Annotated in this window: 21 protein-coding genes; 12 read left to right on the forward strand and 9 right to left on the reverse strand. The window is 57.8% G+C overall.

Annotated elements, in window-relative coordinates; all coding sequences use genetic code 11:
* Positions 1–565: 565 nt before the first annotated feature.
* The 3 genes from metH to VEG30_11260 form a co-directional block, all read right to left on the reverse strand.
* Entirely contained in the window at positions 566–4,072 is a 3,507-nt protein-coding gene (metH, locus tag VEG30_11250; GenBank protein ID HXZ80498.1) for a methionine synthase, read from the reverse strand.
* Positions 4,073–4,178: 106 nt separating this feature from the next.
* Entirely contained in the window at positions 4,179–4,703 is a 525-nt protein-coding gene (gene nuoI / locus VEG30_11255; GenBank protein HXZ80499.1) for an NADH-quinone oxidoreductase subunit NuoI, read from the reverse strand.
* Between the two features lie 89 nt (positions 4,704–4,792).
* Complete coding sequence (locus tag VEG30_11260) at positions 4,793–6,367, reverse strand: UbiD family decarboxylase (protein HXZ80500.1); 1,575 nt, start codon at positions 6,365–6,367, stop codon at positions 4,793–4,795.
* A 123-nt stretch (positions 6,368–6,490) separates the two neighbouring features.
* On the opposite strand from VEG30_11260, the gene VEG30_11265 reads away from it, so the two are divergent.
* Positions 6,491–7,171 (forward strand): alpha/beta fold hydrolase, encoded by a 681-nt coding sequence (locus VEG30_11265; protein ID HXZ80501.1) that lies wholly within the window; start codon positions 6,491–6,493, stop codon positions 7,169–7,171.
* Positions 7,172–7,197: 26 nt separating this feature from the next.
* On the opposite strand, the gene VEG30_11270 is transcribed toward VEG30_11265, so the two are convergent.
* On the reverse strand, positions 7,198–7,812 hold the full coding sequence (locus VEG30_11270) for an Ig-like domain-containing protein (protein HXZ80502.1): 615 nt from the start codon (positions 7,810–7,812) through the stop codon (positions 7,198–7,200).
* Between the two features lie 397 nt (positions 7,813–8,209).
* On the opposite strand from VEG30_11270, the gene hypC reads away from it, so the two are divergent.
* The 4 genes from hypC (at position 8,210) to hypF (ending at position 13,070) form a co-directional block, all read left to right on the forward strand.
* Positions 8,210–8,479, forward strand: coding sequence for a HypC/HybG/HupF family hydrogenase formation chaperone (hypC, locus tag VEG30_11275; protein ID HXZ80503.1), 270 nt, complete (start codon positions 8,210–8,212; stop codon positions 8,477–8,479).
* Positions 8,476–9,603, forward strand: coding sequence for a hydrogenase formation protein HypD (gene hypD / locus VEG30_11280; GenBank protein HXZ80504.1), 1,128 nt, complete (start codon positions 8,476–8,478; stop codon positions 9,601–9,603). The genes hypC and hypD overlap by 4 nt, the downstream gene beginning before the upstream one ends.
* A gap of 62 nt (positions 9,604–9,665) precedes the next feature.
* Complete coding sequence (gene hypE, locus VEG30_11285) at positions 9,666–10,658, forward strand: hydrogenase expression/formation protein HypE (GenBank protein ID HXZ80505.1); 993 nt, start codon at positions 9,666–9,668, stop codon at positions 10,656–10,658.
* 99 nt (positions 10,659–10,757) lie between these two features.
* The gene (gene hypF, locus VEG30_11290; protein ID HXZ80506.1) at positions 10,758–13,070 is read left to right on the forward strand and encodes a carbamoyltransferase HypF; all 2,313 of its coding nucleotides are present in this window, start codon (positions 10,758–10,760) and stop codon (positions 13,068–13,070) included.
* A 5-nt stretch (positions 13,071–13,075) separates the two neighbouring features.
* Here the strand turns inward: hypF and VEG30_11295 are convergent, their stop codons facing one another.
* From VEG30_11295 to VEG30_11305, 3 genes are all read right to left on the reverse strand, one after another.
* Positions 13,076–13,594: an acyl-CoA thioesterase gene (locus VEG30_11295; protein ID HXZ80507.1), complete on the reverse strand. Its 519-nt coding sequence runs from the start codon at positions 13,592–13,594 to the stop codon at positions 13,076–13,078.
* On the reverse strand, positions 13,578–14,078 hold the full coding sequence (locus VEG30_11300; protein ID HXZ80508.1) for a hypothetical protein: 501 nt from the start codon (positions 14,076–14,078) through the stop codon (positions 13,578–13,580). Before VEG30_11300 ends, VEG30_11295 begins: the two co-directional genes overlap by 17 nt.
* A gap of 69 nt (positions 14,079–14,147) precedes the next feature.
* Positions 14,148–15,161 carry an alcohol dehydrogenase gene (locus VEG30_11305; protein HXZ80509.1) on the reverse strand — a complete coding sequence of 338 codons (1,014 nt, stop codon included), beginning with the start codon at positions 15,159–15,161 and terminating at the stop codon, positions 14,148–14,150.
* Between the two features lie 243 nt (positions 15,162–15,404).
* Between VEG30_11305 and VEG30_11310 the strand changes: the two genes are divergently transcribed.
* Complete coding sequence (locus tag VEG30_11310; GenBank protein HXZ80510.1) at positions 15,405–16,181, forward strand: DUF92 domain-containing protein; 777 nt, start codon at positions 15,405–15,407, stop codon at positions 16,179–16,181.
* An 18-nt stretch (positions 16,182–16,199) separates the two neighbouring features.
* Positions 16,200–17,891 carry a D-aminoacylase gene (locus tag VEG30_11315; GenBank protein HXZ80511.1) on the forward strand — a complete coding sequence of 564 codons (1,692 nt, stop codon included), beginning with the start codon at positions 16,200–16,202 and terminating at the stop codon, positions 17,889–17,891.
* 86 nt (positions 17,892–17,977) lie between these two features.
* On the opposite strand, the gene VEG30_11320 is transcribed toward VEG30_11315, so the two are convergent.
* Together VEG30_11320 and VEG30_11325 are read right to left on the reverse strand one after the other, a co-directional pair.
* On the reverse strand, positions 17,978–18,607 hold the full coding sequence (locus VEG30_11320) for a YdcF family protein (GenBank protein HXZ80512.1): 630 nt from the start codon (positions 18,605–18,607) through the stop codon (positions 17,978–17,980).
* The gene (locus VEG30_11325; protein HXZ80513.1) at positions 18,604–19,260 is read right to left on the reverse strand and encodes an L-threonylcarbamoyladenylate synthase; all 657 of its coding nucleotides are present in this window, start codon (positions 19,258–19,260) and stop codon (positions 18,604–18,606) included. Before VEG30_11325 ends, VEG30_11320 begins: the two co-directional genes overlap by 4 nt.
* A gap of 511 nt (positions 19,261–19,771) precedes the next feature.
* Between VEG30_11325 and VEG30_11330 the strand changes: the two genes are divergently transcribed.
* The 5 genes from VEG30_11330 (at position 19,772) to VEG30_11350 (ending at position 25,540) form a co-directional block, all read left to right on the forward strand.
* Entirely contained in the window at positions 19,772–20,599 is an 828-nt protein-coding gene (locus VEG30_11330; protein HXZ80514.1) for an RNA methyltransferase, read from the forward strand.
* Positions 20,600–20,675: 76 nt separating this feature from the next.
* On the forward strand, positions 20,676–22,064 hold the full coding sequence (locus tag VEG30_11335; GenBank protein HXZ80515.1) for a replication-associated recombination protein A: 1,389 nt from the start codon (positions 20,676–20,678) through the stop codon (positions 22,062–22,064).
* Between the two features lie 2 nt (positions 22,065–22,066).
* On the forward strand, positions 22,067–22,375 hold the full coding sequence (locus VEG30_11340) for a tetratricopeptide repeat protein (protein ID HXZ80516.1): 309 nt from the start codon (positions 22,067–22,069) through the stop codon (positions 22,373–22,375).
* 286 nt (positions 22,376–22,661) lie between these two features.
* Positions 22,662–24,158, forward strand: coding sequence for a magnesium chelatase (locus tag VEG30_11345; protein HXZ80517.1), 1,497 nt, complete (start codon positions 22,662–22,664; stop codon positions 24,156–24,158).
* A 137-nt stretch (positions 24,159–24,295) separates the two neighbouring features.
* Positions 24,296–25,540 (forward strand): VWA domain-containing protein, encoded by a 1,245-nt coding sequence (locus VEG30_11350; protein ID HXZ80518.1) that lies wholly within the window; start codon positions 24,296–24,298, stop codon positions 25,538–25,540.
* Positions 25,541–25,709 lie beyond the last annotated feature (169 nt).

Here is a 25,709-nt window from a genome sequence, read left to right on the forward strand (position 1 = left end):
ACAAGCAGCCGGCACAACTCGCTGTTGACAGAGACAGGGCTCGTACTTAAAGTCAATTGAACTTCCAACACAAGCGAACTCCCCCTTTTAGAGTGGAAGCGTACCCTGTCTGCAGGAGTGGAATATCGAGGAGCATGGCCATCCCGATCGCCGCTGGTCTCGTTACCAGATCGATTGTCGGGTCAAGATTTTTGCCGGCCTCGGTCCCAACAAAACCGTCCTCTACGGGCGCGCCGACGATATCGGCGAGGGCGGGCTATTCCTGGTTGCTGCCATCGAGCTGAAACCAAATGATGTCATCGACCTGGAGTTCACCCTGCCTTATTCCAGCGACCCCCTGCGATTGCGCGGTCTGGTCCGCAACCGGCAGGGATATGGCTACGGAGTCGAATTTCTCAATCCCAGCGAAGCCGAGCGCCAGCAATTGCTCCGCATGTGCCAGGTGTTATCGATCCTCCGCTGAGTTCATGGCCGGCCGATAGACGCGCCCGGATTGTCATCACCAGCGGCGTTCGCCGCGAGGGATCTGCATTTGCTGATTGCTGAACGCTGACTGCTGCTCTTCCTACGCTACGAAATACTTCGCCGCGGGATGATGGACGATGATCGCTGAAGTTGATTGTTCCGGGTCGAGCAAGAATCCACTCGTCAGCCGCACGCCTACATTTTCCTCCGGCTTCAGCAATTGAAAGAGCTTGGTCTGATCTTCGAGGTTAGGACACGCGGGATATCCGAATGAGTACCGTGACCCGCGATATTTCTGGTGGAACAGATCGTTAACACGAGGCGAATCCTCGCCCGCAATTCCCAGCTCTTCCCGAATCTGCTTGTGGACATACTCCGCCAGCGCCTCGGCGGTCTCCACGCTCAGTCCATGATGGTAGAGATATCGCGTGTACTCGCCTGATTGAAACAATTTCTGTGTCTCGTCCGACGCTCTCCGGCCGATCGTCACCAGCGACATCCCCAGTACATCCATCTGTGCGGAACCACGCGGTAGAAAGAAATCGGAGATGCACAGGCGGCGTCCCTCGCGCTGACGTGGAAACGTGAAGCGCAGCAGCTCGCGGCCCGGCGGTGAGCCATGAAATTCCGGGTCGTACACGATGACGTCGTTACCTTCGCTCTGACAGGGAAAGAACCCATAAACCGCCTTGGGTTCGTACCACGCTTTCTCTATCACTTCTGCTTGAACTTCCGCGAGAACGCCGCGGAACTTCTCCTGAACCAGACGCGCGTAGTCCTCCTGCGATGCTGTCTTTAACTGCCATTGGTTCTTGAAAAGCGCGGTTTCATTGATGTAGCCGAAGATCTGGCGCAGATCGTAGTCCTTCCTGACCCGGACTCCATAAAATGGCGGCTGCGGAATATTTGGCGCCGGTCCGACTGCAGGGCTACGTTCTGCAGGCGTAGCCGGCGGAGCCTCGGCCACTGCCACTGATCCGGAGGAAACCCCAACCCCCGCCGATCTTGCGAATTCAACGACTCGCTTTCCTTCCCCCAGGCGAACCGCCCGCTTCTCCTCTGACTGAGTTAGATCGTCCATCACGTGCAGGCCGTCAAACGCATCATTGGCGTAAAAGACCGCACCGGAATACTCCCGCCGCAAGTCGTCTTCCACATACTTGCGGGTAAGGGCAGCTCCGCCGCAGATCACCGGATAATCCAGCCCCTGTAACTGCAAATCCTGGATCACATATTTCATTTCCAGCGTGGACTTCACCAGCAGACCGCTGAGACCGATGGCATCGGCATCATGCTCTCGGGCTGCGTGGATGATCGTCTCCGCCGGCTGCTTAATGCCCAGATTCACCACCTTGTATCCGTTATTGCTGAGAATTATGTCCACCAGGTTCTTCCCGATATCGTGGACATCGCCTTTCACCGTGGCCAGCACGATTATTCCCTTCTCCGCCCCCTCCGTCTTCTCCATCTTGGGTTCAAGGTAACTGACGGCCTGCTTCATGACCGCCGCCGAATCCAGGACGGACGGTAGCTGCATCTTGCGTGCGCCAAACAGGTCACCCACTGTTCGCATGCCATCGAGAAGTACGTTGTTTATCAGATCCAGAGGACTATAGTTCTTCAGTCCTTCTTCCAGAATTTCCTCTAGCGTCTGCTTGCCGCTTCCGTTACCTAAGCTCTTTTCACCGTGGATAATGCAAAACTTCAGCCTGTCTTCAAGCGTGAGTTGCTCGACTGGAGTTTGTGGTCCTTCCTCAACTTTTTCCTTGCCTGCGAAATGTTGCATGTACTTCTGCAGCGGGTCGCCGTCAGAAGTGTCGTGGTAAATCAGCTTCCGCGCCAGTTCAACCTCTACTTCAGGCACTTTGTACAACGGATAGATTTTTGAATAGTTAACGATGGCGATATCGAGGCCATTCTTAACCGCTTCATCGAGGAAAACGCTATTGAGGACCCGCCGGGGATAAACCGCCAAGCCGAACGAAATGTTGCTCACTCCCAGGATTGTCTTGACCTCGGGCAGTTCCTGCTTGATGCGTCGCACCGCATTCAAGGTTTCGATCCCTGCTGTGCGGTAATCTTCCTGACCGGTGGAGATCGGAAGAGTCAGCGCATCAAAGATCAGATCGACAGCACGAATGCCATATTTGGTCGTCGCAAGTTCAAAGATGCGTTTGGCAATGGCCACCTTGCGATCAGCGCTCAGCGCCATGCCTTGTTCATCGATGGTGAGTGCGATGACGGCCGCCCCGTAACGCTTCGCCATTGGAAGGACTTTGGCAGTTCGCTTTTCACCGTCCTCCAGATTGATGGAGTTAATGATGGCCTTGCCGGGCATCCGCTTGAGGGCGGTCTCGATGACATTGGCCTCAGTGGAATCCACCAACACCGGCGCCGGCACCCGGGTTGCGATCTTCTCCATCACCCGGTCCATGTAACCGTTCTCATCTTCGCCCACAATCGCGCAGCACACGTCCAACATGTGGGAGCCATCGTTTACCAGGTGTTTGGCAAGCGCGAGAATGTCGTCGTACTTGCCGCCGCGCACCAGGTTACGGAAATGCTCCATGCGCGTGGTGGTGTTCATTTCTTCGGCCACGATCAGCGGCTTGGGCTCCAGATCAAGTGGAACCGAGCTGTAAGCGCTGGAAGCGGCTCCCGCCAGCTTGACCTCCCGAAGCGCAGGTTCCAGTCCCGAAACTGCCTCCACGACGGCTCTCAAGTGTTTATCCGTAGTTCCGCAGCAGCCACCTACGACGCGCACTCCATAGTCCTTGACGAAGTGCCGGTGAAACTCAGCCAATTCCGCTGGCTGGAGCTTGTAAACCGCGTGCCCTCCTTCGTTGTGGGGCAAGCCGGCATTGGGAAGCACCGAGATGTGCTTGGGCGAATAGAGAGACAAGTGACGGACAGCATCGTTCATCTCCCGCGGGCCGGTGGCGCAATTCATGCCGATGATGTCCACATCGTAGGGCTCCAGGGCGGTTAGTGCGGCGCCGATTTCCGTCCCCAACAGCATCGTGCCCGTCGCCTCCAGTGTTACCTGGACCTGCACTGGAACACGCCTCCCGGCTTTCTCCATGGCGTCGAACATTGCCACCACGCCTGCCTTCGCTTGTAAGAGATCCTGGCAGGTTTCGACCAGCAGCAAGTCCACACCACCTTCTAGCAGAGCCACAGCCTGCTCCACGTACGCTGCCACCATATCGTCGAACGTAATGTGTCCGAGCGAAGGCAGCTTTGTTGTGGGCCCAACGGATCCCGCCACAAAGCGCCGATTTCCATTGGATGAGAAGCCATCCGCTACTTCCCGCGCCAGCTTGACAGCCGCCCGGTTGATCTCGGCTACTCTGTCCTGGAGCTGATATTCCCCAAGAACAATTCGCGTTGCCCCGAAAGTATTGGTCTCCACAACGTCGCAGCCGACCGTAAAGAAACTGGCGTGGATGTCGCGAATGATGTCGGGGCGGCTTAATACCAGCAGCTCGTTACAGCCCTCTTTTCCCCAGAAATCGTCCACCGATGGGTGGCGCTGCTGAATCGACGTGCCCGTAGCGCCGTCGAAGATCACCACCCGTTCGTTGACAGCCTTGAGGAAATCGCTCATCGCTCTGTTATTTCCTAAATGTGATCTTTACAGAATCCTCGCAAATAAACGAATGCCGGTCCACCTGCGGACCGGCCATTCCTCCCAAAAAGCATCTGATCGACAACTAGCTGGTTATCGCCGGCTTCTGCTTCTCCTCGACATCCTGGGTGTTGAAAACCGCATTCGAACCCAGGTGCGCCGGCAAAGGTGCCAACATTTGCTCCTTTCGATAAACCAGATTGCTGGCATTGAAAGTGGCAATCTCGAAGCCGTGGCCGTGAGTTATGGCGTCGGTCGGACACGCCTCCACGCAGTATCCGCAGAAAATGCAGCGGTTGTAGTCGATGTTGTAAACCTTGGCGTAGCGCTCCGCGCCACTGATGCGTTTCTCCGCAGTATTCTCTCCCGCCTCAATATAAATGCAGTTGGATGGACATGCCGCCGCACAGAGAAAGCAGGCTACGCATTTCTCCAGCCCATTCTCATCCCGCTGCAAAACGTGCGTTCCCCGGTATCGTTCCTGAAAAACCGCTCCCCTGAGCGGGCCGGGGCCGTCTGGATAATTCTCCACCACTGTAGGCTGAAACATCTCCTTGAATGTCGTACCCATGCCTTTGGCAATGGCGGCGATGTCTTTGACGATGGCCATAACCAAGCCAGTATAAACGGTCAGAATACCGATTGGCGATTATCGCTGTGCGGCTCGAAATGCCGGCTGGGGCGTCCTTTACTGGGCGCTTACTGGGCGCTCATTCCGAGCTCCTTTGCAAGTTTTTTCCATTTCTCATCCACCATCGCTTTGACCTTTTTATCCATCGTGATCTCCTCCGGCCAGGGACGTGAGAAGCCTTCCGATGGCCACTTTCGTGTGGCATCGACTCCCATCTTCGAGCCGAAGTCGGGAAGGCGTGATGCGTGATCCAGCGAGTCGACGGGACCGAGAGTGAACTGAATATCGCGTTCTGGGTCAATGTGATTCAACGCCCGCCACACCACCTCACCCGAATCCCGGACATTGCAATCCTCGTCGACCACAACGATGCACTTGGTGAACATCGCCTGCCCGAGTGACCAAATCGCGTTCATTACCTTCCGCGCCTGCCCGGGATAGGACTTGCGGATAGAAACGATCATCAGGTTGTGAAACACGCCTTCGACTGGCAGATTCACATCCACCAACTCGGGAATGGTAAGCTTCATCAACGGAAGAAAGATGCGTTCCACTGCCTTCCCCATGTAGGCGTCTTCCATCGGCGGTTTGCCCACAATCGTTGTGGCATAGATCGGATTCCGGCGATGGGTAATGCAGGTCGCATGAAAAACCGGATACGAATCTTCCAGTGAGTAAAAGCCGGTGTGATCTCCAAAGGGTCCCTCCATACGCAGCTCGTCCAGATTCACATAGCCTTCCAGGACGATCTCCGCAGAGGCGGGTACTTCCAGATCCACCGTTTCGCACTTCACCAGCTCCACCGGCTTTTGCCGCAGGAAGCCTGCAACCAGGAACTCCTCGACATCGGGTGGTGCGGGAACAATGGCAGAAAAAGTGAGTGCGGGGTCTGTTCCGATTGCTACGGCCACCTCCATGCGTCCTGTTGGTTGACCACCATCCGCAACTCGCGATCCACCGCTGCTTCGCGCCATGATATCTACCCCAGCCGAGCGACTGTCTGCACTGCCGGCGGCTTGCCGCATTCGCTCCCGATAATGCTCCGCGCCAATTTTCTGCCGCTGCCAATGCATGCCGGCACTAGTAGCGTCGTAGACCTGCATGCGATACATGCCCACGTTCCGCCTTCCAGTTGCGGGGTCGCGTGTGATCACGCACGGCAAGGTAATGAAGCGGCCACCATCCTTGGGCCAGCATTTCAGAACTGGAAAATCGAGCAGAGAAAATCCATCGCGCTTGATGACCTCCTTACAAGGACCACTGCTGACTGTCTTCGGAAAGAATTTCCCCATTTCGGCCAGCATGGGAAGCATCTTGATCTTGTCCAGGAGGCCCTCCGGACTCTTCACATCCATGAATAGCTTGATCCGCTCCGCGACTTCATCCAGCGAATCGACGTCCAGCCCCAGTTTCATACGCTGGGTTGAGCCGAATTGATTGATCAGGACTTCTTGCCCGCCATATCCCTTGACGTTTTCGAATAAGATCGCCGGACCTCCTGCCTGAACTCCTCGCCCGCTCTTCGAGACACGATCGGTGATCTCGGTGATTTCCAGATGCGGATCAACCTCCGTCCTAACGCGCTTCAACTCACCGGCTTTGTCGAGAGCCGCGATCCACTCCCGCAGGTCGTTGTAGGCCAAGTCTCCCTCCCGTGCTGAGAAACGGCCAAAGGATTATAGAGGCCGAGACCTCTAGAAATTGAACCGTGCTCATTGACGAGTCTGGTATGGTCGGATGGATATTGCTGACCGTGAGCCACAGTCATGCCGCCTGTTCCCGGTATTGAGCCTTTTTCCGACATCTCCGGCGACCCCGCCGTTCGTGGTTTCCTTCATCACCCCGCTGCTTCCGCGGGGGCATCCCTGGTTCTCACTCATGGGGCTGGTGGGAATAGCCGAAGCCCCCTACTTGTGGCTCTAGCTAGGGCGTTCGCCGAGGCGGGTTTTTTGGTTCTACGCTGCGATCTGCCCTTTCGCCAGGCGCGTCCTAAGGGATCTCCTTATCCGGCTACCGCCGCTAAGGATCGGGAGGGATTGCATCGCGCGCTCGAAGCAGTCCGGCAGTTACAGCCAGGCCGCGCCTTCCTGGGAGGTCAGTCTTACGGCGGCAGGCAGGCAACTATGCTGGCAGCAGAGAAGCCAGGCCTTGCAGACGGTCTGCTCTTGTTGTCGTATCCGCTGCATCCACCCGGACGACCTGCAGATTTGCGCGTCGCCCACTTTCCTCAACTTCACACTCCCCTGCTGTTTGTTCACGGCTCGCGCGACCCCTTTGGATCGCTGGAGGAACTCCGAGGCGCTCTCCGGCTGATTCCCGCTCGAACCACGCTGCTGGAAATAGAAGGTGCAGGGCACGGACTGGCGACCGCTAAATCCCTGAATCCGGAATTGATCACGCGGATCTTAGAAGCGTTTCGCAGCTTCTTCCAGGAGCCTGCCGTCTGAGAGTTGGCAGGCTCCAAAAGACAATATCAGCGATTCACCTGCAAAGTGGTTGACGCCGTCACCGTGCCGGACGAAGCCGTGATGGTAGTGCTCCCAGACGCTACGCCTTGCGCCAGGCCACTGGTGGTGATCGTAGCCACCGCGGTGTTGGAAGATGTCCATGTCACCGAAGAGGTCACATCTTTGGTAGTCCCGTCATTGAACGTTCCAACAGCTGAAAACTGCTGCGTGGGTTGGCTGGACAGGCTGATCGACGGGTTCTGGGGTGAAATTTGAATGGAATTCAGCGGCGAGCTGACAACGCTTACCGTCGTTGAGCCGGTAATCCCACCTGAAGTCGCCGAGATGGTTGCCGACCCAGTCGCTACCGCTGTCGCCAATCCGGTACTGCTGATTGTCACCACCTGCAGATTCGACGAAGTCCAGGTGATGTCGGAAAGGGTCTTGGTTTGGCCATTATCGAATACTCCAGAAGCGGAAAATTGCTGAGTCCCGCCCTTCAAGAGCGAAGGGCTAGGCGGAGATACCGTGATGGAAGTCAACTGCGGGTCAACGAAGAAGCCGCTACAAGACGAAGCCAGCGCCAACAAAAACACCGCACAAGCCAGCAGAACCCAGGATTTCCGACTACCGAGTACCATTTGTATCTCCATGATTCAATACTACTTACGGCAGCGAGTGAGGAGGCTCCGCCCGAACTCCATCGCACTCGATCGCAATGAGTCCCCCGCCCGCAGATGCGCCAAATGCTTATCTAACCAAAGACCGGATTCAAGCGACGGTCTTGCGTATTATTCCACTAACAAATTGCGGTCCAATGATTAAACCACAGGAAAGAGCGTTTCGGCGGGTCGTATTCTCACCAGTAGTAACCTGACCGTAACCATTCGGCCTCTATTTTCCCCTGAGCAAAGAAAGCCCTGTAGATCAATCCGCCCGGGCCCTTGGCAGACCTTGACCGCTTCGCAACTCGTTCAGTGATGAAGGTCACAACGCTCCGGTAGAAGTTATCGATAAGATCAACAACAGGAGCGCCGCATGTGCCTGGCTATTCCCGGCAAGATTGTTGAGATCGCCGAGCGATCGCGCTTAGCAACGATCGAGGTCGCAGGTGTGCGCCGCAAAGTCGACCTTGGATTGCTGCAAGACGAGATGCCCCAACTCGGTGATTGGGTCCTGATCCATGTGGGTTTCGCGATTAGTAAGGTCAGCGAGCAAGAGGCACTTGAGCAGATGCTCACTCTTTCTAGGCTCGGCGAAGCGGAGCAGGCGATCCGTGAGGTTCGGGCGTACGGGCAGCAAGAATGAAGTTTGTTGATGAGTTTCGCGACGCAGAGGTCGTCCACAAGGCTGCCGGGGAGATTCGCCGCCTCGCTGATCCTGCCCGTCATTACCGAATCATGGAAATCTGTGGCGGCCACACTCATGCTATCTACCGCTTCGGTCTAAAGGACATACTTCCAGAAAGCATCGAGTTCATCCACGGCCCCGGGTGTCCCATATGTGTGCTCCCCATGGGCCGGATTGACGATGGCTTGTCCCTCGCCGAAGACTTGAACGTTATCTTTGCCGCTTTCGGTGACGTGATGCGAGTCCCTGGCACACGCGGGAGCCTGCTACAACACAGAGCCCGCGGCATGGATGTGCGCATCGTGTATTCCCCTTCCGACGCGTTGACCCTCGCCCACGCAAATCCAGACAGGCACGTAATGTTCTTCGCCATCGGCTTTGAAACCACCGCGCCCTCGACCGCGCTCACTCTCATGCGGGCCAAGGCTGAGGGTATCCGCAACTTTTCCGTATTCTGCAATCACGTCACCATCATGCCCGCAGTTCAGGCCATCCTCGATTCTGCTGACGTGCAACTCGATGCTTTCATCGGTCCCGGCCATGTCTCCACGGTGATTGGCTGTCAGGCGTATGAATGGATTGCTAAGCATAAAAGCAAGCCGGTCGTGATTTCCGGCTTCGAGCCTCTGGACATTCTTGAATCTGTCGTAATGATCCTCCGCCAACTCAACGACGGCGAAGCGAAGGTAGAGAACCAGTACAAACGAGCGGTGCCTTGGGAGGGAAATCGCACAGCATTGCAGGTGATGGCGGAAGTCTTCGAGCTGCGGCCCGATTTCGAGTGGCGAGGCATTGGATTGATCTCCCAATCGGCATTGCGCATTCGCGATTCTTATGCTGCCTGGGACGCCGAGCGGCGCTTCCATATACCGGGTCTGCGCGTCACTGATCCCAAAGCAGCGCAATGCGGCGAGGTGCTGAAAGGCGTCCTCAAGCCCGTGCAGTGCAAATTATTCGGCCAGGAGTGCACCCCAGAACATCCCCTGGGAGCGCTCATGGTGTCCTCGGAGGGAGCTTGCGCAGCGTGTTACAGCTACGAACACCGAAAGGCGATGGTGAGCATTCCGAGCCAGTCGGCCTGAAGTCCGAGGCCAGAGACTCCAGCCCATCTTTCGCCGTTCTTCTTCGCGACCCGCAGATCGAAATGGCTCATGGCGCCGGAGGCACAGCCACCCGACGGCTGGTTGAAGGCTTATTCGCCCCACTCCTCCTGCATTCTCCCTCGGAGCCCTTAGCCGATGCCGCACATGTTGCGGTCAATGGAACACGGATCGCCGTGACCACAGACAGCTTCGTTGTCAGCCCATTGTGTTTTCCCGGCGGTTCCATCGGCGAACTCGCAATCAATGGCACCATCAATGACCTGGCAGTCGCGGGCGCCAGACCCGAAGCCATAGTAGTCACGTTTGTTCTGGAGGCCGGCTTAGCTACGAAAATTTTGGAGGCCGAGGTTCGCGCCATGGCAGAAGCCGCTCGGCGGGCAGGAGTTCAGATCGTGGGCGGCGACACCAAGGTAGTCGAACATGGCAAGGCAGACCAGATGTACGTCACCACCACAGGAATCGGATCACCTCTGCCCGGCGTGACGATTGACCCGCGCTTAGTTCAGGTGGGCGACAAAGTTTTGCTCTCCGGCTGCATGGGGGATCACGGCATTACCATCTTGCTCGCACGCGGAGAACTCGACATCCAGGCTGATCTGCGGTCAGATACGCGCTCGGTATTTCCTCTGGTAGATGCTATGGTTCGAGCCGCGGGCCCGGGCATTCGCTGGATGCGGGATCCGACACGCGGCGGCGTCGCTACTTCCTTAAATGAGCTGGCGCGCGACTGCAGTCTGGGTATCCACCTCTTCGAGCCTGCGCTGCCGGTCCGGGATGCGGTTCGCGGCGCCTGCGAGTTGCTGGGACTCGACCCCTTGCACATCGCCAATGAAGGCCAATTTCTCGCGGTGGTTGCCTCGAAATATGCAGAGCGGGCTCTGAACGCCCTCCATCAGACACCAGGCGGGGAAGAAGCCCGGGTGATCGGTGAAATTCATGAACAGCCCGCCGCCGCCGTCTTGGTCACCACACCATATGGCGGCAGCCGGGTGGTGGACATGCTGGTCGGTGATCCTTTGCCCCGCATTTGTTGAGGCTGTGGAAGATGCAAACTCGTCAGATTGAGGGATGCGATTTTCGCAAAAGAATCCCTGCGAGGGCTGCCCTGGCGCGGTTGTGCACTTAAGTGTCATATGAGTTCTGCCTTCTCCATCCGCGTGCGCGGGGTTGTCCAGGGCGTGGGATTCCGTCCTTTCGTCTACCGCCTGGCCCACTCCCATGCGCTGACCGGCTGGGTGCTGAACGGCGGGGATGGAGTCGAGATTCATGTGGAAGGCAGTGATGCGGGATTGCGTGCCTTCCTGAAGGATCTGGCCACCGAAGCCCCAGCCGCCGCGAGCATTGCAGGCATCGAATCGCGTGAAACAGAAGCCGCAGGTTTGTCGGAATTCACAATCCGTGAAAGCCAACGGCGAGACCGGCCTACGGTGCACATCTCGCCTGACTTACCGGTCTGTAATGCTTGCCTGCGCGAACTCTTCGAGCCTGCCAATCCACGCTATCGCTATCCCTACATCAATTGCACCGACTGCGGACCGCGTTACAGTGTGGTGCTGTCTCTCCCCTACGATCGGCCCAACACCACCATGCGGGCCTGGCCCCTCGACCAATTCTGCAGTCGCGAGTATCACAACACCGGCAACCGGCGCTTCCATGCTCAGCCTGTAGCTTGTCCCCAGTGTGGGCCAGACTACTTCTTGCAGCAGCAAAAAGGTGAAACGCTAAGTGGTAATGCAGCTATTCGAAAAACAGCAGATCTGCTGCGGCGAGGCATGATTGTCGCGGTGAAGGGAATTGGCGGCTATCACTTGGCTTGCGATGCAAGAAACGCCACGGCCGTGGACGGTCTGCGTGAGCGAAAGTTCCGCAAGGAGAAGCCGTTTGCGCTGATGGCGAAAGACCTTGCTGTTGCGAACACCTTGATCGACCTTACTCCTGAAGCAGAACTGCTACTCAAATCCAACGCCCGCCCTATTGTCCTCGCCGGCGCGAAAACCAGGCTTCCTCAAGTCGCTCCAGATAATGACGGATTGGGCGTGATGCTCCCATACACCCCATTGCAATACCTGCTGTTCGACGCGGGCGCTCCCGATGTCCTCGTGATGACCAGTGCCAACCGCTCCAGCGAGCCGATCGCGTATCAGGATCGTGATGCGCTTGATCAACTCGGCGGCATCGCCGACGCCTTCCTGATCGGCGAGCGTCCTATCGCCCGCCGCGTGGACGATTCGGTAGCTCGCGCCGGCGCCTTTGGCCCTGTCATCCTCCGCCGTTCTCGCGGATACGCCCCGGGCGCAGTCGCCAGCTTACCGGTTGAAGGTCCCATCCTTGCCGTAGGTGCCGATCTCAAGAACAGCATCACCCTGGTAGTGAACGGCCAGGCATTCGTCAGCCATCATATCGGAGACTTAGAGTACTACGAGGCACGCCGTGCTTTTCATGCCACTATAGAAGACCTGCTTGCGATGTATGAGGTGCGTCGCGAAAACCTTTTGGTCGTGCACGATTCACACCCGCAGTATTTTTCGACTCAGCATGCACTCGGACTTCCGGCGGCAGAGCGACAATCCGTGCAGCACCATCGTGCACACATTGCGTCGGTTTTGGCAGAGCGCGCCGAGTGGCAAAAACGCGTGCTGGGAGTGAGTTTGGACGGCACAGGCTACGGAGACGATGGCACGATTTGGGGCGGCGAATTCTTCGTCGGCAGCATAGCGGAAGGTTTTCAGCGGGTGGCTCACCTTCGGCCTGCCTTCCTCCCCGGTGGAGATGCCGCAGCGCAGTTTCCGGTCCAGGCTGCGGCGGGTTTTCTTGCGCAATTGGACCACGAACGGGACTTCACGCTCAGGCCGTTCGCCTTCCCTGCCCGTTATCACGATGCCCAGAACCTGATTCGCCGTAATGTGCGCTGCTTTCGCACAACTTCCTTCGGAAGGCTGTTTGATGCCGCGGCGGCACTGCTTGGCTTCCGTCGCCAAATCACTTTTGAAGGGCAGGCTGCGATGTGGCTCGAACATCTCGCGCGCCAGGTCAGACACGCAGAGCCGTATCCATTTCCATTTGCGGACGCCGGGCTGGACTTCAGGCCACTGCTCGCTGCTGTCATCAAGGACCGCCTGCGAGGACGACCTCTCACTCGAATCGCGCGCTCCTTCCAGCGAGCTATAGCCCAGGGCTTGCATGGAGCCGCGACAACGCTCTGCCGGGACTGCCAGGTGGATACTGTAGTCCTGTCCGGCGGCGTTTTTCAGAATGAGTTATTGATGCTGGATCTGAAGGAGCTGTTCCAGAACGCGGGCTTGCAGGTATGGACCAATCACACGGTGCCCCCCAACGACGGTGGGATCAGCCTGGGGCAGGCAGCACTTGCGGCTTTTCAAGGCCCGCGGCATGCCCACCAGAATCTGCAAAAGCACACTAATGCACGTCGCGCTGCGCTCGTTTGAGACCCTCACGCGCGCACAGAGTTCTGGTCCTGTTTACGGGCGCGCTCCTGCTCTCGCAAATGCCGACGGCGGCCGGCGTCCTCGTAGCGCCGTTTTTCTTCACCGGATTCCGGAATAACCGCAGGGACAGGCAGCCGGCGGCCATGCCTATCGATGGCAACGAACGTCAGATAAGCCGAGCTGACGTGCTGGCGCGTTCCGGTAATGTAGTTCTCCACCAGCACCTTTACCCCCACTTCCATCGAAGTATGAAACGCGCGATTCACCTGCGACTGCAGAATCACCAGGTCGCCCACATGCACCGGTGTCAGGAAATCCAGGTGGTCGATAGAGGCGGTGACTACGTAATTGCGCGAGTGACGATGAGCCGCAAGTGCACCAGCCATGTCGATCCAGTGCATCAGTCTCCCGCCAAGCAGCGCGCCCAGAGGGTTGGCATCGTTGGGTAATACAATTTCCACCATCTCGGAGGCTGACTCGCGGATCGGTCGCGGTTGCAGCAGAACCTCACCCGGGGAGCTCATTCGTTTCGTCACTCCCTTCTCGCTCTTGTGTAGCTTCCACCCCAATCGCTCGCCGGTCGAGGTAGACCTGCAGGAAGCATTGCGCCAGCCGCTGAATTTGCGGGTTGTGATGGCTCACCGGCCAATAACGCCTTTGCGTATCGTATCGCAGCGAACTGTTTCCGCCGGGCAGGTAATTGCGCTCGCAGACGCAGCAGATCACAATTTGGTGGTCGCGATCCTGGGCAATAGAAAAACGCACGGCATCGGCGAAGCGTTCCGCGGGAAGCCAGCCGCACTGGTGGGCATACCCAAGATTGCATTGGCTGCGAAGCGCCTCATCAGTCGGAACGGATCCATCATGTTCTGGAGCGCAGCACCGCCCTCTGAAGCCGGCTCCAAGCGGCAGTCTCTGCGGGTGAACCCAACCGGCATCATCGAACCGTTCCGTGGGAGCAAAATAGGGACAGGCCAAAGGTGCGTCTTCCTCTAAGCGCTCAAGCATATCGTTGAGCGCTCACGGCTGCCAATGGCTGATTTGAGGAAAACGTTTTTGTCGGGAGAAATCAAGTTCTTACTTCATCGTCAGAACCACCCGGAAACGCGCTTGTCCGCGCTCCATGCGCGAATAGGCCTCGCTCACCTGCTCCAAAGGAAATCGCTCGATCATGGGGCGAACTCCGCTGAGCGCGCTGAATTGCAGCGTGTCCTCTGAATCCTTCGCCGTGCCTGAGGGCCACCCCTGAATCGAGCGTCTGCCCAGAATCAACGGAAGCAGGTTTACAGCCAGGGGCTCGTTGGGCACCGCCACGATCAAAAGCTTTCCATTAAGGCCGAGACCATCCATCAAAGCACTGATGGCTTTGCTGTCAGGCGCGGTCGCCAGGATGACTCGCGCGCCTCCAAGTTGTTTAAGCTGGCCTGCCACATCGACGGCGCTATCGACATAGTGCTTCGCGCCCAATTGTCGCGCCAGGGGCTCTTTATCTTTTCCCCGGCCGATAGCCACCGTGGTGAATCCCAATTTGCTGGCGAACTGGATGCCGAGATGGCCTAATCCCCCTATGCCTTGGATGGCTACCAGGTCCTCGGCCCTGGCGCCGGCGTTACGCAGCGCATTGAAGGTTGTGATCCCAGCGCAGAGCAGCGGAGCGGCCTCCTCCGCCCCCAGCTCATCCGGCATGGCAGCCACCGACTCCGCCGGAGCGATCATGTATTCGGCGTAGCCGCCGTCGTGAGAAACACCTGTAATCTTTTCGAACTGGCAGAGAATGAAATCGCCGCGGCGGCAAGCCTCGCAGTGGAAGCAGTGACCGCCGTGCCATCCCACGCCCACACGCTGGCCCTTAAGCCATCCCTCTACATTCTTGCCGATGGCATCGATTCTACCCGCCACCTCATGTCCCGGGATGCGTGGATACTGTAGGCCCGGCCAGATGCCTTCCTTAACTACCATGTCGCTGTGGCAAATGCCGCAAGCCTCCACTTTGATCCGGACCTGCCCGCTGCCGGGCTCGGGAATTTCGCGTTCCACTAACTGCCACTCGCCTCCTGGAGTTGCTATCTGCGCTGCCTTCATTCGTGCCATTCATTGCTCCTAAGCGAACGGGGTTGCGGCTGGCGCCATCTCCGATCCAAGACCCCGAAAATGTCACGCGAGTGGTCGCCAAGTAAGACGAACTAAAAGATGAAGGAAGGCACGAAAGGACTCGCTTTTGTTATCAACCTGCGGACCCCAATGTTCCAATACAAATAGCTTGATCGATCTCCTTCAGCTTAGTTCTCCCAGGAAAGGCATGGTAGGTTCGTGGTTTGATACGATGCCGCTTCCGTGCGGCTCATCCACACAGCAAGCGTGCTCCTTGCATCAGGTCAGCCCAGCCTGATCGCTGGCTCACTGCGTGCGCGTTGGATACCGGCGGCCCTGCTGACTGCGGTATTTGCCATTTCGGCATATTGGCTGCGTGGCGTCACGCGCAATGGCGCCATCGCCGGAGCCATGATAGCTTTCACGCTTTACCTGGGTGCTGGGAGTGGCGGTTTCCTCGGGCTGGTGTCGGTATTTGTTCTCGCCTTCGTTTCATCGCGCCTTGGCTATGCTCGCAAACAGCAGCTCGGGATCGCAGAGAGCAAACAAGGCCGCTCGGCGGCTCAGGTATGGGCTAATCTGGGCGCCGCCGCAGCTTGTGCAGTGCTGGCGCTCGCCTTCCCGCTTCAACCCTGGCTTATCGCGATGGTGTCTGCTCTGGCGGAAGCGGCAGCAGATACCGCATCCAGCGAATGTGGAGAGGCGCTAAGCGAGCAAGCTTATTTGATCACTGATTTTCGTGCTGTTCCTGTCGGAACCAACGGTGCAGTCAGCGCCCAGGGGACACTTTCCGCACTGCTCGCTGCATTGGTTGTTGCAGGCATCTGCGCAGCCGCAGCGACGATTCCCTTTCGTGCCGTTATCGTGGTTGCTGGGGCTGCTATGATCGGCACGACCGCTGATAGCTACCTGGGCGCTACCCTGGAGCGCCGTTCCGTGATCGGCAATAATGCTGTGAACTTCGCAGGCACAACGCTGGCGGCGGTGGTCGGATTCGCACTCGCCAGACTGTTTCATTGAGGGCTCTGAAAATCTCCCATGCACAAATCGATCCTTGCATTTCTACTCTTCCTGCTGACACTAAGCGGGTTTGCTCAGCAATTTGACACCCTCATTCGCCATGGCCGTGTCATCGACGGCAGCGGCAACCCCTGGACCTATGCCGACGTAGGCATTAAAGGCGACCGGATCACCTTGGTCGGCCGTGCACCTGAAGGCGCTACCGCCCGCCAAACCATCGATGCCACAGGATTGGTCGTGACGCCCGGCTTTATCGACATGCTGGGACAGTCGGAAGTCAACTTACTCATCGACCGGGGCGCTTTTAGCAAGCTGACCCAGGGAATTACGACGGACATTACCGGCGAAGGTGAGTCGATCGCGCCGCAAAACGATGCCACCATTGCCGCTGCCAAGGACTTTCTCGAACACTTCAAATTGCAGGTGGATTGGCGCGATCTCGACGGCTACTTTCGCAGGCTGCAGCAGCAAGGCTCGGGCATAAACATTGGCACCTATGTGGGTGCGGCACAAGTGCGTGAGCTGGTAATTGGCCGGGAGAATCGCGCCCCTACGCCTGAGGAGCTGAAGCGCATGCAGCAATTGGTGGAAGCTGCCATGCGCCAGGGCGCTATGGGACTCTCCACCGCGCTGATCTATGCCCCAGGAAATTACGCGCGCACGGATGAGTTGATCGCTCTGGCGCAAGTGGCAGCTGCTTATGGCGGCATCTATGCTTCCCACATTCGCAGTGAAAGCAATCTTGAGCCTCAGGCACTGGAAGAGGCATTCCGGATCGGAAGAGAGGCTCACATCCCGGTTGAGATCTTTCACCTCAAAGTCTCCGGCAAGCAGAACTGGGGAAAGATGCAGGACGTGGTGGCAGCCGTTGAGAAGGCTCGCGCAGAGGGGATTGATGTCACCGCGGATCAGTATCCCTATCTGGCCGGCGCCACCTCTCTAGGGGCCACCATTCCGCCGCAATATCATGCCGGCGGGACCGATGCCTTCCTGGCCAGGTTGCGCGATCCCAAGCAACGCAACGCCATCCGTAATGATCTTTCAAATTCGCAGACTTCGTTTGAAAACTGGTGGCTCCTGGCCGGCCCCGAGCGGATTCTGGTGAATTCAGTGCTCGATCAGTCGCTGGCGCGCTATCAGGGAAAAACCGTGGCACAGATTGCAGAGATGGATCATAAGGATCCCCTCGACGCACTCATGGATCTGGTCATCGCCGATCGCGACAACACCGGTGCCATCTATTTCGTCATGAATGAAGACGATCTACGTTTGGCGATGCAGCAGCCTTGGGTGAGCGTCGGAACCGACTACGGGGAAGTGAGCCCGACCGGTCCCCTGTCAGAGGGAAACGCGCATCCGCGCGCCTATGGCAGCTTCCCACGCATTCTCGGCACTTACGTTCGCCAGCAGCATGTGCTGAGGTTGGAGGAAGCGATCCGCAAATTCACCTCCCTTCCCGCTCAGCGGGTGAGGCTCACTGATCGTGGGTTGCTGCGCGTGGGATATTTTGCAGATATCACGATCTTCGATGCGGAGAAGATCAACGACGTTGCCACGTATACGGATCCCAACCGGCCCTCGGTCGGTGTGCGATACGTCTGGGTCAACGGTGTCCTTTCGCTGGTCGATGGAAAGCTCACGGGGAAAGTCGGGGGCAGGCCGCTGCGCGGACCCGGATATATGCCCTTGTCCTTGGCTCGCAAGCAATGACCGCTGCGGAAGGCGCGTCGATGTTGAATCCCTCTGCCAAACAAAGGTGCACGGCGGACCACCCAGCTACGAATCGGATTCGCAATCTACGTGATGTGCAGCCTCCAGAGAGAGTAGCTCATCGCTTCCCGAACCACCCCTTCTATCCGGCCCCAGGGAGAATGAGGGAGCGAGTCCGGCCGAGGCGCGCCATAGGCTTCAATTCCTTCCTTCGCCATCATGGCCTTGATCCGGAAGATATGGTAGGCATCGCTAACCACCAGGGCGGTCCGCATGCCGTTGGCTTTCATGATCACCGCAACCCGCGCCGCCGATTCCGCGGTATTTCCACCTTGGGTCTCGGCAATGAGATTAACGTCAGGAATGCCGCGGCGGGCCAGGAAGTCGCGCCCTACGCCACCTTCGCTATAGGTTGGATCCTCGGCCGCTCCCCCAGTCGTAATCACTACGGGTGCGATTCCCTTCTCAAACAAGCTAAAGGCGTGCTCCAGGCGTGCACGATAGACGGGCGAAGGATGCCCTGAATACTCCGCTGCCCCGAAGACCACGATGGCATCTGCGGGGCGAATCTCGTTTTGCCCCGCCTGGCGCGAGATCAGCGAAGCGATTCGCACCAGTCCGGCTGCGATCACAAACACAAGAAGGGCCACGACCAGGAGAGCCGCGGTCGTGCGCTGCCTCGCAGGCCGATCAACAGGAGGAGGAACTGCGGTCATCCTTCGCTAAAGGCCTGACCCAGCGCGTTGACGATCTCCTGGGTAGGAATCGCGCCCTCCCGCTGCACTCGCCATTCCCCATCTTCGCTCAGGTCAACGATGGTCGAGGGCACGTGGCGCGGTGAGGGGCCGCCATCGAGAATAATCGAGAGCCGGTCTTTGAGTTGCTCGCGCACCGCTTCCGCTGTGGTGCATTCCGCTGCCCCGCTCAGATTGGCTGAAGTAGCGGTAATAGGCAGGCCGGAAATTCGGATTACTTCTACCGGAATCGTCGCTGCCGGCACTCTCAGCGCAACATTGCCGGTATTGGCCGTGACCTTCAGCGGCAGCCGCGACGATGCTTTGACAATCAAGGTCAGCGGCCCGGGCCAGAACTTGCGCGCCAGCGCATAGAACTCTTCCGGTAGAGGACGCGTCAATTCCTCGGCCTGCTCAATGCTTTCGATGAGCAGAGAGAGCGGCTTGTGACGGCCGCGCGATTTGATTTCGTAGATGCGATCAACCGCCCGCAAATTGAGCGGATCGGCCGCCAGTCCGTAAAACGTGTCCGTGGGCATCCCTAGCACCTCGCCCTGCCGAATCTTCTCGGCGGCATAGGCTATGAGCGAGGGTTCCGGAGCGGTCTGGTGAATCTTGATGATTTCCGCGCGCAAACCCGGTTTCCTTTCCAACCTTGTCCAGAAACGGCGAAAACTAACATATCACTCGGGTTTAGAGCAAGAGAGCATGGTGAAGATTGAGGGCACACGATACGTGAACCAGGCCTTCAGACCTGCATCAACATCCAAAAAATCGGGGCTTCAGGGCGTACGTGAGAACTGCTTTTGGGCGAGTCAAGTGGTCCCAGACATGCCAGAAATCCAGCCCCGAAGGGGCGGCAGAGCATAGCCCCGGCGTGAGCCGGGGAAATCGAAAAAAATTGTGAGTGCCATTAGGCACGACAGAGTTCTCACGCACAATCTTTCGCCCCGAAGGAAAGCAGGCGCAGTGCAGGCAAAGTGTCCCTCAGCGGCTGAAGCCCGAATTCTCCGCGGTGGAAATGCTTGGCTGAAAGCCCTGCTCCACCCACTATGTCCAATGATAAATACAGGCTAAAGCTGTTGAATCGGAAAGCTCCGACTCGCGGCGTATGATGGCCTGGTAACAGCGGCAGCACCTCCCTACATGCCAAGCTCCGAGCTAGACCGCCTGCGGAAGATCACGAGCCGCCAGAATTCTCAGGTCAAAGAGTTGCGCCACGCCTTCCAGCAGGCGGAGACCACATCCGACGGCTATTGCGCCATCGAGGGCATCCGGCTGATCGAGGAGGCGATCCGCAGCGGCTTGCGCTTTAAGGCGGTCTTTTTTCGCCAATCAGCACACGAACAGGCGGAACGTTTGTTGCCGCAATTGTCCACTCACTTGGACACGCTGCTGCTCCCCGATGATGTTTTTGACGGTGCGGTGGACACCGAAACTCCGCAGGGCGTGGCGGCGCTTGTACGTTTACGAGATTACAAGCTGGAGCAGGTGCTGGCGCGCCCCGTTCCGTTCCTCATGGGCGCCGTTGGCATCCAGGACCCGGGGAACCTCGGTACCATCATTCGATCCTCCGAAGCTTTTGGCGCCGATGCCTTGCTGGCGGCTGAGAAAACGGTGAAACGATTTAATCCCAAGGTCATCCGGGCGTCGGCCGGATCGCTCTTTCGGCTGCCTGTTCTGGATTGGTCCGAGGAGGATTTGGGCCGCCTGCGGGAAAAATCCATCAAATTAGTCGCGACTACATCGCACAAAGGCGAGGATCTCGATGCCGTTGATCTCACCGGGCCTTTGGCTGTCTTCATCGGTGGGGAAGGAACTGGTCTCCCGCGCGCCTACATGGCTCAAATGCAGCAACTGGTGCGTATTCCCCAGTCGGAGCGCGTAGAATCGTTGAATGCCGGCGTGGCGGCGTCAATTGTGCTGTATGAGGCCGCACGACAGAGAAAGAAACTGGAGGGTGCCACATCGTAGCCGTTTTTTGCCTGGGGTGGAAGGTCGAGGCGGAGCCTCGACAGAATCGCCACATTTTTTGCCCGAGAACCGATGCATGAGCTTGTTTCAACCAATTCCCGGTGATGCTGAAGCGGTGGATAAGACCCGGCCGCTGGCCGACCGCATGCGCCCGCGCTCGTTGGATGAATTCGTCGGTCAGCAACACCTGCTGGCTGCGGGAAAGCCGTTGCGCGTACAAATCGAGCGCGATGATCTCGGGTCGATCCTCTTCTGGGGTCCGCCCGGTGTCGGTAAAACCAGCTTGGCGCACATCATTGCCCGCGTCACGCGCGCCGAGTTCATCGAATTCTCGGCCGTGCTCGCAGGCATCAAGGAAATTAAGCAAGTAATGGCCGACGCTGAAAAGGCCAGGCAGTACGGAACCCGCACCATCGTTTTCATCGACGAGATTCATCGCTTCAACAAGGCCCAGCAGGACGCCTTTCTGCCGCACGTCGAAAAAGGCAACATCCGCCTGATCGGCGCCACCACTGAAAATCCCTCATTCGAGATCATCTCTGCCCTGCTTTCGCGCTGCCGGACCTACGTGCTTCAGCCGTTAACAGAAGACGAGATCGTGCTCCTCCTGCGCCGGGCACTCGAAGATCGTGAACGTGGCCTGGGGGATTTGAACATCGAAGCTTCCGGCGAAATTCTGGCGCGTATCGCGGCTTACTCAAGTGGGGATGCTCGCGCCGCCTACAACGTGCTGGAGGTCGCCTCGACTCTCGCCCGCAACGCAGCCGACGGCAAGCCCACCATCACCGACGAGATCGTCCAGAATGCCCTCCAGAAGCGCGTCCTGCTGTATGACAAAGCAGGGGAAGAACACTACAACCTGATTTCCGCGTTGCACAAATCGGTGCGCAACAGCGATCCGGACGCGGCCCTGTACTGGCTGGCTCGCATGCTGGAAGCGGGAGAGGATCCCCTGTACATCGCTCGTCGCGTAGTTCGCATGGCGGTGGAAGATATCGGCATGGCTGACCCGGGCGCACTAGGAATCACGGTTGCCGCACGGGACGCGGTTGATTTCATCGGTATGCCTGAAGGGGACCTCGCCCTGGCGCAAGCTGTTGTGTATCTTGCGCTGGCCCCCAAATCCAATTCGCTTTACGAAGCCTATGCCCGGGTTCACGAAGATGTGGAACAAACGGTGGCGCAGCCAGTTCCCCTGCATCTGCGCAATGCACCGACCCCGCTGATGAAGCAGATCGGCTACGGCAAGGGATATCAGTATGCTCATGACCTGGAGGGCAAAGTAGCTGATATGCAGTGCTTGCCCGACAACCTGCGGGACCGGCAGTACTATCAGCCGTCCGACCAGGGACTCGAGAAGCGCATTCGTGAGCGCATGGAAGAGATCCGTCGCTTGCGCATGGCTGCCAGGCCATGGGGAACATCAGTCCGGCCGGCCACCGAAGAGCCCAAGAAACCACAATAGCCATGGATCGAATTGCCAGCTTGAAAGAAATCCTCTCGCAGGATCCCAACAACGCCTTTGCCCGCTACTCGCTGGCAACGGAGTACTCCGGCCGGGGTGAGATTGAGGCGGCCCTCGCCGAATTTTCTTCGCTGCTCAGGGCAAATCCTGATTACACCAACGGCTACTTTATGGCTGCGCAGACGCTGATGAAAGCCGATCGCACCGAGGAGGCGCGTCAGATGCTCGCCGATGGCCTCTCCTGCGCTCGGCGGACCAGCAATCGCCACGCTGAATCAGAAATGCAGTCGATGTTGGACGAACTGGGATGATTACAGTGTCGTGAGAACTGATTTTTTCAGCCAAGTGAGAGACCCAGAAATCGCGCCCCGAAGGGGCGGCAGAGCGTAGCGCCGGCGTCACCGCTCTACCACCTCGCGTTTGACTGCTAGGTCAAAGAGAGCCAAGGACGCTAGCCCGATTGGTTAGATTGGGCTCCCGTTCCGCTCGCATACCTTGCGCTGCTCCACCCTCCTATCGAAAACCTGCATCACACGATGTTGGGATTATGCGGGTATAATCGCCCAAGACGTGATCGGAGTGAGGTCCCCTTCCCATATGAGTTTCCCTCGGACACTTGGTGGTCTTCGCCACAGCAATTTCTGCGAAGCCCGGCTTCGCAAGCGCCGCGTAAAAGACGAACTGAGAGAGAACCTCATAGCTAGGCTCCGCGAGGAAAACACCGAGAGTGTCTTCCCAGGCATCGTCGGTTATGACGACACGGTCGTTCCTCAGATCGTGAACGCCATTCTTTCAAAGCACAATTTCATTCTTCTCGGCCTCCGCGGCCAGGCCAAGAGCCGAATCCTGCGCGCCCTCACCGGTTTACTCGATCCCGAGATGCCATACATCGCGGGATGCGAGATCCACGACAATCCCTATGCTCCCATCTGTCGCCGTTGCCGCGAACTGGTAGAGGCGGAAGGTGACGCGACTCCCATTGACTACCTGCTCCCCGAAGCCCGTTATGTTGAAAAACTGGCCACTCCAGACGTGACCATTGCCGATTTGATTGGCGATATCGATCCCATCAAAGCGGCTCGCGGCGGGCATGAATTAGGCAGCGAGCTTACCGTCCACTATGGGCTTCTGCCGCGTGCCAATCGCGGTATCTTCGCGATCAATGAGTTGCCTGATCTGGCGGGCAAAATTCAGGTCGGCTTGTTCAATATCATGCAGGAAGGGGACGTACAGATTAAGGGCTATCCGGTGCGCCTGCCGCTGGATGTGGCACTGGTGTTCAGTGCCAACCCGGAAGACTACACAGCTCGCGGGAAGATCATTACTCCCCTGAAAGATCGTATCGGATCCGAAATTCGCACGCACTATCCGGCCACTGTGGATGAAGGCATAGCCATCACCGCCCAGGAAGCCTGGGTTCAGCGCGACAGCTACATGCTCGAGGTGCCAAAGTTCGTGCAGGAGGTGATCGAGCGCATCGCGTTTACCGCCAGGGAAGATAAGCGTATCGACAAGCGCTCCGGGGTCAGCCAGCGCCTCCCCATCACTTGCATGGAGAACGTGATTTCCAATGCCGAGCGCCGCAGTATCCGGAATAGAGAAGAAATCGTGGTTCCCCGCATCGGGGACATCTACGCGGCCATGCCGGCCATTACCGGAAAGCTGGAGTTGGAATACGAAGGTGAGGTCAAGGGAGCCGATACTGTGGTGCGGGAGCTGATCCGAACCGCGGTGGCCAACACCTTCGACGCTTACTTCCACGGCGCAAACCTGCAGCAGGTGGTCCAATGGTTCGACTTGGGTGGATCGGTGCAAATGCAGGACACTGCCTCTGCCGCTGAAGTGCTGGATACGATCAAAAATATTCAGGGATTGATGGAGCGGTTGGCCCCGCTGGGTGTGAAACCCAAAGACCCGCCCGAGTTACAGGTTTCGGCTGCGGAATTCGTTCTTGAGGGTTTGTACGCCCACAAGCGGATCGGTCGCAGTGAAGAGCGGCTATTCACGGCGGGTGAACGGCAACCGCGCCGAACCGAGCAGGAACGGTTGCGTACCGACGAACCGCCGTTCCGCCCGCGGCGGCCGTTCAATTAGTGATGCTAGGGCGCGGGTGCCCCACGTTAGCCCTCTTTTGGCTAACCTGGGATTCAAACGGTTGGGCCGCCTGCTCTTCCGCCATTCTTAGACGGAGGGTGGGATCGTGAATCATAGAAGTCCTCCGGTAATTGGATATGAAGCGCGTTCGTTATTCTAAATACGTTCCTGATCCGGCCTCCGAGATGAGCATGGAGGACTTGCTCAACGCTCTCTCTGACTACCTGCTGCAAAGCGGGTTCCAGAACTCCTACATGGGCTTTTACGACATGCAGGATTTTGGCCAGACTATGGAGGAACTGAAGCGCGCCATGGAGGAGGCGCTGCTCAACAGCGATCTTTTCGACGAAGAGCTGCGCGAACAACTGCAGCAGATGAAAATGGAAGGCAAGCTCGACGAGTTGATCGAGCAGTTGATTCAGCGGATGCAGCAGGAAGACTACATCAGCGTGGATGAGCCGCCTGATCCTTCGCGCGAAGCCGGGGCGGGTGGGCAAATCGGCCAGAATCAATCGCAGGCGCGCTTTGAAATTACCGACAAGAGCCTGGATTTTCTCGGCTATCGAACTTTGCGCGATCTGCTGGGCTCATTGGGCAAATCCAGCTTCGGCCGTCACGACACCCGCGACCTGGCCACCGGAATTGAGACCAGCGGCGCAGCTAAGCAATATGAATTCGGCGACACTCTAAACCTCGACATCACCGCCACGCTCTCCAGTGCCATCCAGCGCGAGGGCCTCACCCTGCCGTTGAATATCGAGTACTCTGACCTGCAGGTCCACCAATGTGAATACCAGTCTTCTTGTGCCACCGTGCTGATGCTGGACTGCTCGCACTCCATGATCCTCTATGGCGAAGACCGTTTTACCCCGGCTAAGAAAGTCGCCATGGCGCTTTCGCATCTGATTCGCAGCCAATATCCCGGAGATTCCCTCTCGCTGATCCTGTTCCACGATTCCGCCGAGGAGATTCCGCTGACGCAACTCGCACGCGTAAAAGTTGGACCCTACTACACGAATACTCGCGAAGGTCTGCGGCTGGCGCAGCGCATCCTCCAGCGCCAGCGCAAAGACATGAAGCAGATCGTCATGATCACCGACGGCAAACCGTCGGCGCTGACCCTTGAAGACGGACGCATCTATAAAAATGCCTTTGGTTTGGACCCATTGGTCGTCAGCCAAACACTGGAAGAAGTTTCCAAATGCAAGCGCGCCGGGGTCATGATCAATACCTTCATGCTTGCCTCTGATTACGGGTTAGTACAGTTTGTGCAGAAGGTCACAGAAATGTGCCGCGGAAAAGCCTACTTCACTACCCCTTATACCCTCGGGCAGTACCTGCTGATGGACTACATGTCGCGTAAGACCAAAACGATTCACTGAGCACTCAGCCATCAGCACTCTGCAGTCAGCAGTCAGCGTAATCGTGAGCTACCAGAAAGTCTCTGTGTCATCAGTGGGGTAGCCCACCTTCGCGCCGTGCAATGCAGCTCTAAGCTGGGCAGGTAGTTACTTACAGCGCTGCACCCGCCATCCACGCGCCCCGCGACTT

The sequence above is a fragment of the Terriglobales bacterium genome, from assembly GCA_035624455.1.
Classification (GTDB): domain Bacteria; phylum Acidobacteriota; class Terriglobia; order Terriglobales; family Acidobacteriaceae; genus DASPRM01.

Bases quoted from the DNA above. Each gene is read 5' to 3' on its own strand.
- metH (HXZ80498.1), bottom strand. From the start codon at position 4,072: ATGAGCGATTTCCTCAAGGCTGTCAACGAACGGGTGGTGATCTTCGAC.
- nuoI (HXZ80499.1), bottom strand. From the start codon at position 4,703: ATGGCCATCGTCAAAGACATCGCCGCCATTGCCAAAGGCATGGGTACG.
- VEG30_11265 (HXZ80501.1), top strand. From the start codon at position 6,491: ATGCCGCCTGTTCCCGGTATTGAGCCTTTTTCCGACATCTCCGGCGAC.
- VEG30_11270 (HXZ80502.1), bottom strand. From the start codon at position 7,812: ATGGTACTCGGTAGTCGGAAATCCTGGGTTCTGCTGGCTTGTGCGGTG.
- hypC (HXZ80503.1), top strand. From the start codon at position 8,210: ATGTGCCTGGCTATTCCCGGCAAGATTGTTGAGATCGCCGAGCGATCG.
- hypD (HXZ80504.1), top strand. From the start codon at position 8,476: ATGAAGTTTGTTGATGAGTTTCGCGACGCAGAGGTCGTCCACAAGGCT.
- hypE (HXZ80505.1), top strand. From the start codon at position 9,666: ATGGCTCATGGCGCCGGAGGCACAGCCACCCGACGGCTGGTTGAAGGC.
- hypF (HXZ80506.1), top strand. From the start codon at position 10,758: ATGAGTTCTGCCTTCTCCATCCGCGTGCGCGGGGTTGTCCAGGGCGTG.
- VEG30_11295 (HXZ80507.1), bottom strand. From the start codon at position 13,594: ATGAGCTCCCCGGGTGAGGTTCTGCTGCAACCGCGACCGATCCGCGAG.
- VEG30_11300 (HXZ80508.1), bottom strand. From the start codon at position 14,078: ATGCTTGAGCGCTTAGAGGAAGACGCACCTTTGGCCTGTCCCTATTTT.
- VEG30_11305 (HXZ80509.1), bottom strand. From the start codon at position 15,161: ATGGCACGAATGAAGGCAGCGCAGATAGCAACTCCAGGAGGCGAGTGG.
- VEG30_11315 (HXZ80511.1), top strand. From the start codon at position 16,200: ATGCACAAATCGATCCTTGCATTTCTACTCTTCCTGCTGACACTAAGC.
- VEG30_11320 (HXZ80512.1), bottom strand. From the start codon at position 18,607: ATGACCGCAGTTCCTCCTCCTGTTGATCGGCCTGCGAGGCAGCGCACG.
- VEG30_11330 (HXZ80514.1), top strand. From the start codon at position 19,772: ATGCCAAGCTCCGAGCTAGACCGCCTGCGGAAGATCACGAGCCGCCAG.
- VEG30_11335 (HXZ80515.1), top strand. From the start codon at position 20,676: ATGAGCTTGTTTCAACCAATTCCCGGTGATGCTGAAGCGGTGGATAAG.
- VEG30_11340 (HXZ80516.1), top strand. From the start codon at position 22,067: ATGGATCGAATTGCCAGCTTGAAAGAAATCCTCTCGCAGGATCCCAAC.
- VEG30_11345 (HXZ80517.1), top strand. From the start codon at position 22,662: ATGAGTTTCCCTCGGACACTTGGTGGTCTTCGCCACAGCAATTTCTGC.
- VEG30_11350 (HXZ80518.1), top strand. From the start codon at position 24,296: ATGAAGCGCGTTCGTTATTCTAAATACGTTCCTGATCCGGCCTCCGAG.